This is a genomic window from Bacillus sp. FSL W8-0223 (genome assembly GCF_038006805.1).
GTDB classification, from domain to species: domain Bacteria; phylum Bacillota; class Bacilli; order Bacillales; family DSM-4216; genus Bacillus_O; species Bacillus_O smithii.
The window spans coordinates 2,109,231-2,123,238 of sequence record NZ_JBBOVX010000001.1 but is presented as its reverse complement, the minus strand read 5'-3'; the positions used below and the strand labels follow the sequence as shown (position 1 = coordinate 2,123,238).

The following is a 14,008-nucleotide window of genomic DNA, read 5'->3' as shown; positions in this document are numbered from 1 at the left end:
AATAGTGGTTTCATTTTAGGATTTAAAGAGCATCAAAACGCTGTGCAATAACCGTCGAAAATTTGACAATCGCACTGATTCATATGATGAGGTCAACCAGATATTTTTGGTTGACCGGATATGCGCTAGAATGATCTTTATTTCAAAGCATAATGAAGGATGGAGTTGTTAGTCATTGCCCGACATTGGTTTTGGTCGCTGCCCACTTTCAATCGTTTTTAAAATCATTTTGATTTTTTAGCCACTATAATATGCGTTGGCATCCAAGGACCTGTCCACCAGCCTTTCCAACCGGCAAGCGTATGACTGACATTGGCGGCAGAAAGGTCCTTTAATACATTTAGATATTCCTTCGTTCTAACAATATCCACTATTACCAATGTTCCTCCTGGTTTCAAAACTCGAAAAGCCTCCCGTACGGCTTTCTCTCTGCCTTGCTTATCCTTAATATTATGAATCGCCAGGCTGCTAAACACATAATCGTATATGTTGTCTTGAAAGGGAAGGGCCATCATGTCGGCTGTATGAAGGACAATTTTGTCAGCAACGTTTTCAATTTCGGCATTTTTTTCTGTCGCCTTTCTGTCATTGCCTGATTGATCCACTTTGCGCCATAGGTCAACACCTACCGCTTGTCCTTCTTTCCCAAGCTGTTTGGCCGCCATAATTAATACCGTTCCATGTCCACATCCCATATCGAGTATTTTGGAGTTTTCCGGAATATTGAGATTGGAGAAAATATTTTCCCATATTTCGAATTTTCCTTTCATCGATGTGTGCAAAAAGAAGAAAGCGCACGTCAGCAAAAAGAGACTATAAATCAAAAGCCAAAAGGCCCAAGTGTGGGATCGGTAAATCAATACAATACTGGAAATCAACAAAACAAGACCAATCAAAGCATAAGAAATTGGGATAAAGGGTGCATCATTTCCATAATATCCTTTCCTCTTTAAAGAATTCATTCTGATTGCTCTCCTTATGAAACTTATTGGATAGGTGAATTCCTCGGTATTTTATGCTAATCCAGAAGAGACTGTGTAAGATTGAAATACAAAATTCATCAAACGCGGTATCTGTTTTTTTATAAAGATGATCCCGCAGACAATCACACAGTCAAACGAAAAAGGGGGCATCGAAATAAAACTTTCCCTCGTTTAGATCTGTTGTAACCTATCTAAGGTTTAGTAAAAGGTAATCGCTTCCCCGGTTAATGTTCCATCCTCTGTCAAAATACTTGAGTGATTTCAAAACCATCATGGCACGACTTAGCTGTTCGTATGATCAAATATTCGACTAGCGGAAAAAAGTTCCTTCTGGCGATCAGAAAAAGGTTCAAAAATCAATTTGCGGTTTTTGGTAGGAATCGAAAATATTGAATTGCTGCTTACTGATAAGTATTGTATTGTTGAAAGATAAATAGTCATGTGGGGGAAAAGAAGGATGAATGAACAATTGAATTCCTATATACAAAATCTTGTTTCATTATATACCAGCCATGCAAACGCTGAATTCGCTGAGTGGTCAAAAAAATACATGAAAAACCAATTTCCGTTTTTGGGCATTCGAACTCCTATTCGAAGGAAAGTGACGAAACAATTTGTGAAAGAACATGGTGTACCGTCAAATGAGAATCTTGAGAAAGTGATTCAGATACTTTGGGACATGCCCGAGCGCGAATACCAAAGAGCCGCTCTTGACTTGATAGAAATGAAAAAGAAAAGCTTACGCCCATCGGATATGACGTGGTTGGAAAAATTACTCGTCACTAAGTCATGGTGGGATACAATCGATGTACTTTCCCCACATATCATGGGATATTTATTTCAAACATATCCTGAACTGATTTCACGATATCCTGACCGTTGGATTGAAAGTGAAAATATTTGGCTCCAGAGGTCTGCGATATTATATCAACTTTTTTACCGAGGGAAAATGGATGATGAGCGTCTCTTTCGTTATATCTTAAGAAGAGCGGGCAGCAACGAATTTTTTGTTCAAAAGGCGATAGGATGGGTGCTGCGTGAGTATGCCAAAACCCGATCTGATAGCGTAAAAAATTTTGTGGCTCGTCGTCATGAACTCAAACCGTTGAGCAGAAGGGAAGCATTGAAACATTTTAAAAAAGAATAAGGCGATGAACATATGCTGAACTTTTATAAAAGGAGTTGCGTTTGTATCTAGCGATAGAAAAAAGGAATCGATCCAAACAGACCAGTATGAAACGAAAAAAGCAAAAAAAGAAGAACCTTGACAGAAAAGTTGCAAATTCTATAGTGATGGATTCAAGGTATAGAACTTCATTGTCCTATACCTTGTTTTGTTGCTGAATGGTTCCATACATTGGAAGTACTTAAACTAACCATTCGAAATCCAATGGGATGAATTATTGTAAACAACTTCGAACAGACCAACAATCTGAATTTTACCCAGTAGATGGCATGTATAGATACATTTTGTCTATACGAGCGTGATATGAGATATTAAAACGGTTCCGTATAAAGGCGAGATTGAGCGGACCACTCCGAACCTCCTGATAATTCAATCATTCCGGTTTGTTCAAAGGGGAGTGGGATATTAGGCGCATTTACCATATTCGTTTGTGGTTCCGGGCAAAAAAATCCACTTTTTGCATCTTGATTAAACAGCATCCAAAAGCGAAATTCTGAACTTGTCTCATATATAAGAGAGATTTTTTCGCGTTGATCCGTTAACACCATTCGATTTTTTCCATCTTGGGCCACATAATGATGATCGAGTGGTTGATAGTACGGAGAAAAACCTTCTGTTGCGATTTTTTTCTCTTCTTCATTCAAAGGCAATAGATTTCCGGTTGGTAATGACCGTTCATTCAATTCTACTCGATCTTGTATGGTCAATTGCAACGTATAATCTTCTGCCGTGCTGTTTTTTGAAAAAGGCGCCTTAATGGATGTGTGGAAACCAATCATTAAAGGCATGGATTCTGAACCTTTATTAATGATTTTTACTTGTTGATTTAGTCCTTCTTTCGACAGAGTATATCGCAGATGCACTTTAAAGCGATGCGGGAAATAACGAAAAACTTCGGATTGCTCGTCTATACTTTGTACTAATTCTATAAAACATTCTCGATCTGTAGATCCATATTTAAATACTTCCCAGACAGCACTGTGAAAAAAACCGTGTAAATGATTATTCTTTGACTTTTCATTAATAGGAAAATGATACACTTTACCCGAAAAGGTAAAAGTACCGTCTTCTAAACGATTAGGTGGAAACAATACTGGAATGCCATATAAAAAAGGCTTTTGTTGAAAATCTTCCATTTCATGAATGGACGGTTCGCGAATAAAGTCATAATCCTTTTCTACATTTCGAAACGCAATCAGGTTTGCTCCAAACTTCGGAAGAATAACCGCTTGATATGGATCACAATTTAATTCATAAGCGTACATTCCATTAAAACGGGTTTGTTTGACATCGTTTTTAGATACACTGTTCATATCCCGATTCTCCCCTATTCATTCATTGGTATGAAAAGTCTCTGAATCCATAAGAAATTGATGAATCATAAAAGAGGCTGCTCCCAAAGCGGTAGCATTTCGATTTAACTGGGAAATATAAATCTGATGACTTTGATGAACATATCTAGAAATTCTGGAGGAAATCGTACTTTGTATAGAATTTAGCACGATGGGATTCGCTTCGATTAAATTGCTTCTTAAAACAACGGCTTCCGGATTAAAGGCATTGATAATATTGGTTAAACCGATTCCTAGATAATGTCCGAATGTTTCCAGCGCTTTTAACGCTTCCCCGTCATTTTCTTGAATCATTTTGCTCGCCTGTTCTAAAGTTACTTTTTCCATATTCTTTAATTGGGAAAGATTGTCGTAAAACGCTTTTTCTGATGCATACAGTTCCCAACATCCATAGTTTCCGCAGCCGCATTTTTTTCCATTGAAATCAATCGTCATATGCCCCATTTCACCGGAAAATCCGTCCGTTCCCCGATAAAGTTCATTGTTGACAATGATGCCGAGGCCAATTCCGGTCCCGATACTCACATAGATGCTGTTTGTGCAATGTTTGATGGAACCAAACAATTTCTCGCCGTAAGCCCCGGCGTTTGCTTCGTTATCAATCAGGACTGGACAATGAAAATGGTTTTCCAATACAGTTTTCAAATCAACATCTTTCCACTTAGAGTTCGGAGTAAATAACACCAATTGATCTTTATTCACGAATCCATGAACGCCAACCCCAATCCCGATTATGCCATACGGCGATTTTGGGGCTTTGCTGGCCACCAATTGGATTCTTTCTAATAGAATGGGTTTGACTGCTTCGAACGAATTGTCAGAGATCTCATAGTAATCGCAATAAATGACGTTTCCTTCCAAATCTGTTAATAAGGTTAAAATATAAGTGACTCCTAAATCGACTCCGATGGCATAACCTGCCTCTTTATTAAAAACCAGCAATACTGGTTTTCTTCCTCCGCTTGATGAGCCTGTACCTATCTCAGATACGAGATTTTTTTCTATTAACAATGCTGTTTGGGAAGAAATGGTCGCTTTGTTCAGATTGGTTATTTTGGATAATTTCGCTCTTGAAACTGGATAATGGTTGATGATGTTTTTTAATATAATTTTTTGATTGTGGACCTTTACAAAAGTTTGATCCGCTGTTTTCATGAACATCCTCTTTCTTAGTTTGTATAGTCGATAAACGAACTAAATTTTCATTTTTGTCTTTTTCTAGACATTTTTATTGTATCGTATTTTTTATTCAAAAAAAATATTGAATTTTAAAAATGATGGTGCTAGTATGAAGGTGTACTTAGTTTATTGGTTAAACAAAGTGCGCATCAATATATTTTTTTGATGCAATTTGAATTCGCTTTCATTATCTAAAACATTCAATCGAGGAGGTAACTTAAATGACTTACTTTCCTAATGTCGGCAAAATCAGTTATTCCGGAAATTCATTAAAAAGTGATCTCTCATTTCGTTATTACAATCCCGACGAAGTCATTGCGGGGAAAACGATGAAAGATCATTTACGTTTCTCGGTTGCTTATTGGCACACTTTTACCCAAGATGGATCTGATCCATTTGGTTCGGGAACGATGATTCGTCCTTGGAATCATTTAAAAGGCATGGATTTAGCAAAAGCAAGAGTAGAAGCAGCTTTTGAATTTTTTGAAAAATTAGGCAACCCATATTTCTGCTTCCATGATCGCGACATCGCTCCTGAAGGGGATACGTTAAGAGAAACGAATAAAAATCTTGATGTGATCGTTTCCATGATAAAAGATTACATGAAAACTAGTAATGTAAAACTTCTATGGAACACTGCGAATATGTTTACAAATCCTAGATTTGTACATGGGGCTGCCTCTTCTTGTAACGCCGATGTTTTTGCTTATGCCGCTGCACAAGTGAAAAAAGCGCTTGAAATCGCCAAAGAATTAGGAGCGGAAAACTATGTGTTCTGGGGCGGTCGAGAAGGCTATGAATCATTGCTGAATACCGACATGAAATTTGAACAAGAGAATATGGCCAGATTCTTCCATATGGCGATTGATTATGCGAAAGAAATTGGTTTTGAAGGTCAATTTTTAATTGAACCGAAACCAAAAGAACCTACGAAACATCAATATGATTTTGATGCGGCCACTACGATCGCATTCTTGAAAACGTATGATTTAGACAAAGACTTTAAATTGAATCTGGAAGCGAACCACGCAACATTAGCGGGACATACATTTGAACATGAAATTCGCGTAGCCAGAATCCACGGACTTCTTGGTTCATTGGATGCCAACCAAGGGGACCCGCTTCTTGGATGGGATACAGACGAATTTCCAACGGACTTGTATGCAACGACTCTTACGATGTATGAAGTTCTTAAAAATGGCGGTCTCGGAAAAGGCGGATTAAACTTCGATGCCAAGCCGCGTAGATCTTCCTTTATGCCTGATGATTTATTCTACTCTCATATCGCCGGAATGGACAGCTATGCTCTAGGTTTAAAAGTAGCGAATCGACTCATTGAAGATCGTGTTTTTGATGATTTCATAGAAGAACGCTACAGCAGTTATAAAGAAGGCATCGGCGCCGAAATTGTTTCCGGTAAAGCTGATTTTAAATCACTAGAAAACTATATTATTGATAAAAAAGAAATTGTCAATGAGTCTGGTAGAATAGAAAAATTAAAAACTATCTTGAATCAGTACATTGTTCAAGAAGCATATGCCGAAAATTTCGCTTAATGACTTTTGATGCTCCATCAATATGAATGAGGAAAACAGGTATGAAGAGCGGCTGTCCCTTTTTGAACAAAGGAACCACCTCTTAATGGCACTTTTAAGAGACAGCCGTTCGTTTCACCTGTCTAATGAACAGCGAGGAGATTATAGATGAAATATGTCATTGGTATTGATCTTGGAACAAGTTCTGTAAAAGTGCTGCTGGTCGACCAAAATGGGAAAGTGAAGCATTCGGTGTCAAAAGATTATCCGCTTATTCAACGACAACCTGGTTATAGTGAACAAGATCCTGAAGAATGGGTTCAAAAAACGATATTGGCGTTGAAACAACTGGTTGAGGAATCGAACGTGCACCCGGATGATATTGAAGGAATCAGTTATTCTGGACAAATGCACGGTCTCGTACTGCTTGATGAACATGGCAATGTGATTCGAAATGCGATTTTATGGAATGATACAAGAACGACTCCGCAATGTAAGAAGATTGATCAGCAATTAGGCGGCAAATTGCTTGAAATCACCAAAAACCCTGCATTAGAAGGATTCACTTTGCCAAAGTTACTGTGGGTAAAAGAACAAGAACCTGAAAATTTAAGCAAAGCGAGCGTCTTTTTACTGCCAAAAGATTATCTGCGTTTTCGTATGACCGGACAATTAAACATGGATTATTCGGATGCAGCCGGCACTCTTATTTTGGATATTCTCAATAAGTCTTGGAGTACGGATATACTCCGCACTTTAGAAATTCCAATCAGCATTTGTCCGCCTTTAGTTGAAACAGAAGATTATGTAGGGAACCTGTTGCCTGAAGTGGCTGAAAAAACAGGCTTATCACCCTCTACCAAAGTTTTTGCCGGTGGAGCTGACAACGCTTGTGGAGCCATCGGCGCTGGTATTTTGTCAGAGGGAAAAGCACTGTGCAGTATCGGAACATCCGGTGTTTTTCTATCCTATGAGAGCGACAAAAATCGAAATTTTGGAGGAAAAGTACATTTTTTTAATCATGGAAAAAAAGATGCCTACTATACGATGGGCGTAACGCTTGCCGCAGGTTACAGTCTAAATTGGTTTAAGGAGACCTTTGCCGCAAATGAATCTTTTTCTCATTTATTGGAAGAAGCGTCTTTATCACCAATCGGTGCGAATGGTTTGATATTCACTCCTTATTTAGTGGGGGAACGGACCCCGTATGCAGATGCCAAAATAAGAGGAACATTTACAGGAATTGATGGTTCTCATCAAAAACGGGATTTTGTCCGAGCTGTTATAGAAGGGATAGTTTTCTCTATCAACGAAAGCGTTGAAATATTCCGTAATTATGGCAAGACGATCGATACGGTTGTCTCGATTGGCGGCGGCGCCAAAAGCGATTTGTGGCTGCAAATCCAAGCCGATGTATTTAATGCAAAAGTGGTGAAATTGCAAAACGAGCAAGGACCAGGCATGGGGGCTGCCATGATTGCCGCTGCCGGATTAGGTTGGTTTTCATCGCTTGAAGAATGTGCGGAGGCCTTTATTTCAACAGCTAAGATATATGAACCCAATCCTGAAAATGTCAAACGCTATAAAGCGTTTTATCAAGTTTATAAAGATGTGTATCCACAAACCGTTGCGATCAATCATCAATTATTTGATCTTAGAGCCATGAAATAGCGTCAATTTCCTTTGCTTTGACTATGTGAATGCACGAATGAATGAAAAAACAAACTGATCAATGATGGGAGGGTCAATCGATGAAATTGAAAGTGAGCAATGGACTTATTTATTTCTTTGGTGCATTGGGCGGTCTATTATTTGGTTATGATACCGGGGTTATTTCAGGAGCTATTTTGTTTATCAAAAAAGATTTGAATCTTACCTCGTGGACTGAGGGGATCGTCGTCAGCTCCATTTTATTGGGCTGTATGATAGGAGCGGCTATCAGTGGCGGCTTGTCCGATCGATTGGGACGTCGTAAAGTGGTGCTCATGGCTGCAACGATTTTTTGTATAGGAGCGTTAGGTACGGCTTTAGCTCCCAATACATGGGTATTGATCTTTTTCAGAATAGTGCTTGGTTTAGCTGTCGGAAGTGCTTCGACCCTTGTACCTATGTATCTTTCCGAAATGGCGCCTACCTCCATTCGCGGAGCCTTGTCTAGTTTGAACCAATTGATGATTATGACAGGTATTTTGCTCGCCTATATCGTAAACTATCTTTTCAGTTCCATAGAAGGATGGAGATGGATGCTCGGAGTCGCCTTCATCCCGGGGTTGCTGCTCTTAATCGGAATGTTCTTTTTACCGGAAAGTCCAAGATGGCTATTAAAACAAGGTCGTGAAAATGAAGCCCGCTCCATTTTAAATCACATGCGCAAAGGAAGAGGAGTCGAAGAAGAAATAGATGAAATTAAATTGGCCAACCAACTTGAACAGGAACAAGGCGGTTGGAAAGAAGTGAAAGAAAGATGGGTAAGACCTGCATTAATCGTCGGAATTGGTCTGGCTGTCTTCCAACAAATTATAGGATGTAATACGGTGCTATACTATGCTCCCACTACATTTACAAATGTTGGGCTTGGAGCGTCTGCCGCGATTCTAGGAACTGTCGGTATCGGGATTGTCAATGTCATCATTACGGCTATTGCTGTGATGATTATTGATAAAGTTGGGAGAAAACCTTTGCTCTTAATTGGAAATGCCGGTATGTCGATTTCTTTGTTTGTACTCGGTATTGTAAACGCTTTATCAGGGCCGACAGCTGCAGCAAGTTGGACCACTGTCATCTGTTTAGCAGTATATATCGCATTCTTCTCTCTTAGTTGGGGACCTGTTGTATGGGTAATGCTTTCAGAAATTTTTCCTTTGAGCATTCGAGGAATTGGTATGGGAATTGGAAGTGTTGCTAACTGGCTGTCCAACTTGATTGTTTCTTTAACATTCCCTAAACTCATTGAACAATTTGGCATCAGCACAATGTTTATAGTCTACGGTATTATGGGCGTTCTTGCTTTCCTATTTGTAAGCACAAAAGTTTCAGAAACGAAAGGAAAAAGTCTTGAACAAATTGAATTGGAACTTAGAAATAAAAGTTTGGAAAAGAATCGTATGGATATGCCGCATTTCTTAAACAAATAGTATAAAAATGGAACTTGCACAACATTTTGGTTAAGGTGCATGTAAACAGAGAGACAGATGACAGCCTGTCTCTCTGTGGATCTCCGCTTGAGCGTCAGCATCGGTCTGTTGGGACGTTTTTTCTTTTACTAACAGTCAATAAGCATGTGAATGTAGAGGATTGATTTTTTGCAGAAATAATATGTGTTGGTCTCCACCGGCGAACTGATGTAATACACTTAAGAAAGGTCTCTTCATATTTTTATGTAATCCTTCGTTTTAAAATATTAATCTCCCTAATGTTCCACTTGGTTTCTAAACTTCAAAAGCCTTCCGTACAGTTTTTCCCGATTTCTTGTTCTTGATTTTATGAATGGCAATGCTGCCAACCGCTTACGTTTAATCTTTGAAAATGCAGTTCAGACAGTAAGAAATATTTTATATTCAAAAGGTGACTGATGTGTGAATATGCAAGAACCTAACCTGAGAGCGTCAGATCATATATTGTTCATCAGGAAGAAAAACGACTGAGCGGAAGAGAAGCGTGAAACTTTTTTACAAAAGGTTGATTCGAATGAAAAATAATGATGGAGGTGAAAGAATGGTCTGGTATTAGGACATTTGCTCACTTTTGCGAAAGACATGAATCATTCGATCTGAACTTGATGATAAAATAATGGGAAATTTAAGCGGAGAAAATCATTATAGAATTGAAAGAATTATTACCTGCTATCATCGGGTTTTTAATTGTCGGAAACATTGCTACGGGGTATTTAGCCAATTTTATAGGGATTGGAAAAGTGATTGCATTAGGCGGTTTAATTAAATTTTTGGCTGGCGTTTTCGTCCTACTGTTCAGTGATTTAGCGAAAAGGAAAAATCCTGTCGGTCATGAAAAGAATGTATCTATAGGATGATATTTGAAAGCAAAAGATTCTCCATTTTACTTCTACATTTAGAAAAAATTTTAAAACGGTGACAAGTTGGCTATTTAAAGGAGGATGAATGGTGATTATCTAACAGAAATGGGTAAATCAACCTTTATTGCAAGAAAAAATGAGCCATGGGAAAAAATCCTATTTTTTTAAATGGTATTACATATAAAAGTCGACGATTGGAGAAAATGTTGGATAAGTATGAAGGGAGGATATGATTTTGAAGCAAGGAAAGCAGGGCAGGCTAACCTCAGGAGAAATATCTCAGCTGTGGAGTCAATACATGAACGACAGTGCAAGTATTTGTGTGATGACTTATTTTTTACAAAAGGTTGAGGATAAAGATATAAAGCCTATCATTGAGCATACATTGCAAATATCTAAAGCCCATATTCAAAAGATCGCCGCATTTCTTACTAACGAAAAAAATGTGCTTCCTCATGGCTTTAAACTAGACGAGGATGTTGATTTAAATGCTCCTAAATTGTATTCAGATATCTATGTATTGCAATTTATACATCACATGGCAAAGATAGGGCTTACTACTTATTCCATCAGTTTGTCTTTAGCTGTAAGGCCAGACATTACAGAATTCTATAGCGATTGTCTCACTGAGTCGCAGCAATTATATAAAATGGCAAAGGATTTGTTGCTTTCAAAAGGTCTTTACATGAGGACTCCTTATCTGACTGACTTAGATCATGTTGAATTTGTGAAAAAGCAGGGCTTTATATTAGACTTCTTTGGTGAAAAAAGACCTTTAACAGCTTTGGAAATAGCCGAACTATATTCTAACATTCAAAGAAATGCTTTAGGAAAAGCCACTCTTACAGGATTTAGTCAAGTGGCACAGTCTAAGGATATAACACATTTTTTTCAAAGAGGTGTAGAAATTTCAAAAAAGCATATTCAATTATTTGGAGCAAAATTAGAAGAAAGTGATATTCCTGTACCGATCACTTGGGATTCAGAAATTACAGAAAGTACAGCCTACACTTTTTCGGAAAAACTCATGATGTTTTATACAACTTCTTTGATTTCTTTGAGTGTTGGGTACTATGGTTTTAGTGTTGCTTCTAGTCCTAGAATCGATATTGGAATTCTTTATAACAGAGTAATATTGGAAATACAGAAATATGCTGAAGACGGGGCCAATATCATGATTAAAAATAGATGGCTGGAACAGCCTCCTATGGCACCCGACCGAAAAGAACTGGCCAAGAAAAATACCCAATCATAGGGGGGCAGAAAGCTCCTCTTTTTTGATTTTATCAGAGACAATTGGTCTTTTATTTGAACGGCACACCAATGAACACATCATTGATGTTTTTAGGAAGCCTTAAATTTTCAAGACCATTCTGACTGTTTTTAGAATATGCCCATCAAAGTCATCATCAAATTCAGAAACCATTTCAAATCCTTTCGCTTTATAGAAGTTTGTTCCGATTTGGTTGTCTTTTTCTACGTCAACGAAAACTTTTTTTGCCCCTGTTAAATTCTTGATTCCTTCCTTTAGCAAAGCTGTTCCTATTCCTTTGCCTTGATATTCCGGAAGTAGATAAATAGCTAAAAGTTCAGTCGTTCCATTTTCTTTTACCGGGGAAAAGTTTGCGAAACCTACAACTTTGCCATTAGCTTCTGAAACGAATAAAAAAGACTTCTCTAAACGTTTTTGCATCATTACGTCATGATAGGCGGAACGTAAAAAACTTTCCTGAATTTTATGTGGGATGATGCCTTCATAGGTATCATTCCAGCTTCTTTTGGCAACTTGTTGGACTTGTTCTATGTCTTCTTTTTCCATTTTGCGAATGATCCATTTCATTTCTATCACCTTTCATTTATTATTTCATTACAATATTTTTAAAAGAGATGGAACAACTAGATTGAAATCATTTTATGAAGCTTTCCGATCGTTCCTCTTATCATATCTCGATCAACCGCTGTTTCTGGTTGTAAACACCGTATTTCATCCGTGAATACGCAGAAAAAAGCCACCCCTCAATCACCCTTTTCAAACTACTTTCCAATCGGTTTGCTTCTGTTCACCAAAAAACACCGTGAAGTGTGTATTTCTTTTTTCGGTCTACCAGAAAGATTGGATAGAATCCTTTCCGATCGTTCTTCCTTCTGTTTAGCCCTGTTAGAAAAACAACTTTTCGCTATTAAACCTATTAAATACTCCATTCGCTAACGTTTGTTTTTAAGATACCATATACCTGCACGAAGAGGAGCACTTTTCTTGAAATTTCTTACAACGTGATAGGCAGGTTAAAAGCCGTCAAGGAGAGAACTTGACGGCTATATTTTTCAAATACTGTTTAGTCATTTGAAGACGGCCATTTTACTTTATTCGGTTAATGTTTTTTGGGGGAAAGTGTTGATCACAACAATGAGCTGAATGGATACAATTCCTTAACAATCTCTTAATAAACGGGTCAAGTGTATTAGACAAATCTTTTTATAAATCATAATTTAAAGAAAGCGTAATGGCTGATGAATTCCCATGGATGACTTAAAACGCCCAACTTCAGAAAGACAAAATCGAAGATGTCTTGACAAACTTTACACAAGATGGACGATATAGCAATCCCATGAAGATTCATTTTGATTTTATAGGAGGGATATAGTGGAGAAGACTTTCATTGAACCATGGGAAGTGAATGAAACCACTCATGAGTTTTTTGTACCTGACTATATTAACAAGTTGGCAGATAAAGTTTTAAAGCATTATGATTTTTCGGTAAAAAGCATGCAGGTCGTGACAACGAAACCTGATAAAGGGGGATGTATTTGGAAGATTGAAACGAGCAAGGGACCGAAAAGCTTAAAGCTGTTGCACAGAAGACCAACCAGGAGTTTATTTAGCTTGGGAGCTCAAGAATATTTAGTTGATGTTCGGCATGCCAGAGTACCGCCCATTGTCAAGACGAAAGATGGAGCCAATTATGTCGAGGCGGGAGGAAAGCTATGGTTCGTCGCAGAGTGGATTGAGTCGTTAACACCTGTTACAAAAGATTTAGAGGGAGCCAAATTGCTTTGTTCCGCACTAGGTGAATTTCATCGATTAAGCAAAGGCTATGTCCCCCCGCGCCAAGCAGAAACAGCTTCAAGATTGCACAAATGGCGAAGCAATTATGAAAACGTCATTATGAAAATGGATTGGTTTCGAAACATTGCTAAAGCTTATAAAGAGCTTCCCGCAAGTTCGTACTTATTAGACGTGGTAGATGAATTTGAAAAGCAAGCTCGAAGAAGTCTGGAAAGACTGGATCAATCTAAGTATTATGAATTAGTCAAACATGGCAATTCCCATTGGGGCTTAGTTCATCAGGATTATGGCTGGTCTAATGGCCAAATGGGCAAGAACGGGATGTGGATTATCGACCTTGACGGTGTTGCCTATGATCTCCCGATTCGTGATTTAAGAAAGCTGATTTCAGGAACCATGGCGGACTTATATAAATGGGATGCAAAGTGGATAAGAGAGATGATTAAAGCCTATCATGAATCAAATCCCATCTCTCCTGAATTATATGAGATTCTTATGATTGATTTATCACTTCCGAATGAATTCTATAAAAATATAAAAGAAGTTGTGTATGAACCTGAATTGTTTCTAAATGAACAAACTGTACAATTAATGAAAACCATTATCGAAACGGATAAGACTAAATGGCCGGTCTTGGAGGAAATTCAAAATGATTGGAAGAGAGTGAAATGAC

11 protein-coding genes are annotated in these 14,008 nt (G+C 38.1%); 7 read left to right on the top strand and 4 right to left on the bottom strand.

The features are described from left to right. Nucleotides 1-224: 224 nt before the first annotated feature. Nucleotides 225-962 (bottom strand): methyltransferase domain-containing protein, encoded by a 738-nt coding sequence (locus NST81_RS10290; RefSeq protein WP_341029748.1) that lies wholly within the window; start codon nt 960-962, stop codon nt 225-227. A 490-nt stretch (nt 963-1,452) separates the two neighbouring features. Between NST81_RS10290 and NST81_RS10285 the strand changes: the two genes are divergently transcribed. Beyond that, a complete protein-coding gene (locus tag NST81_RS10285) occupies nt 1,453-2,130 on the top strand; it encodes a DNA alkylation repair protein (RefSeq protein WP_341030485.1) in 678 nt (225 codons plus the stop codon). A gap of 350 nt (nt 2,131-2,480) precedes the next feature. On the opposite strand, the gene NST81_RS10280 is transcribed toward NST81_RS10285, so the two are convergent. Together NST81_RS10280 and NST81_RS10275 are read right to left on the bottom strand one after the other, a co-directional pair. Continuing rightward, a complete protein-coding gene (locus NST81_RS10280; RefSeq protein WP_341029746.1) occupies nt 2,481-3,482 on the bottom strand; it encodes an aldose 1-epimerase in 1,002 nt (333 codons plus the stop codon). A gap of 18 nt (nt 3,483-3,500) precedes the next feature. Next, nucleotides 3,501-4,676, bottom strand: a complete 1,176-nt coding sequence (locus NST81_RS10275) for an ROK family protein (RefSeq protein ID WP_341029744.1) — start codon at nt 4,674-4,676, stop codon at nt 3,501-3,503. 245 nt (nt 4,677-4,921) lie between these two features. Between NST81_RS10275 and xylA the strand changes: the two genes are divergently transcribed. The 5 genes from xylA to NST81_RS10250 all read left to right on the top strand — a co-directional run bounded on the left by xylA (nt 4,922) and on the right by NST81_RS10250 (nt 11,523). Next, nucleotides 4,922-6,256 carry a xylose isomerase gene (gene xylA, locus NST81_RS10270; protein ID WP_341029742.1) on the top strand — a complete coding sequence of 445 codons (1,335 nt, stop codon included), beginning with the start codon at nt 4,922-4,924 and terminating at the stop codon, nt 6,254-6,256. Between the two features lie 147 nt (nt 6,257-6,403). Beyond that, nucleotides 6,404-7,906: a xylulokinase gene (xylB, locus tag NST81_RS10265; RefSeq protein WP_341029740.1), complete on the top strand. Its 1,503-nt coding sequence runs from the start codon at nt 6,404-6,406 to the stop codon at nt 7,904-7,906. Nucleotides 7,907-7,986: 80 nt separating this feature from the next. Then, the gene (locus NST81_RS10260) at nt 7,987-9,369 is read left to right on the top strand and encodes a sugar porter family MFS transporter (protein ID WP_341029738.1); all 1,383 of its coding nucleotides are present in this window, start codon (nt 7,987-7,989) and stop codon (nt 9,367-9,369) included. A 689-nt stretch (nt 9,370-10,058) separates the two neighbouring features. Beyond that, complete coding sequence (locus tag NST81_RS10255; RefSeq protein ID WP_341029736.1) at nt 10,059-10,265, top strand: hypothetical protein; 207 nt, start codon at nt 10,059-10,061, stop codon at nt 10,263-10,265. A 232-nt stretch (nt 10,266-10,497) separates the two neighbouring features. Next, nucleotides 10,498-11,523, top strand: coding sequence for a DUF3231 family protein (locus NST81_RS10250; protein ID WP_341029734.1), 1,026 nt, complete (start codon nt 10,498-10,500; stop codon nt 11,521-11,523). Nucleotides 11,524-11,622: 99 nt separating this feature from the next. On the opposite strand, the gene NST81_RS10245 is transcribed toward NST81_RS10250, so the two are convergent. After that, nucleotides 11,623-12,108: a GNAT family N-acetyltransferase gene (locus NST81_RS10245; RefSeq protein WP_341029732.1), complete on the bottom strand. Its 486-nt coding sequence runs from the start codon at nt 12,106-12,108 to the stop codon at nt 11,623-11,625. 804 nt (nt 12,109-12,912) lie between these two features. Between NST81_RS10245 and NST81_RS10240 the strand changes: the two genes are divergently transcribed. Further along, nucleotides 12,913-14,007 (top strand): CotS family spore coat protein, encoded by a 1,095-nt coding sequence (locus NST81_RS10240; protein ID WP_004439877.1) that lies wholly within the window; start codon nt 12,913-12,915, stop codon nt 14,005-14,007. The last annotated feature ends 1 nt before the right edge of the window (nt 14,008 follow it).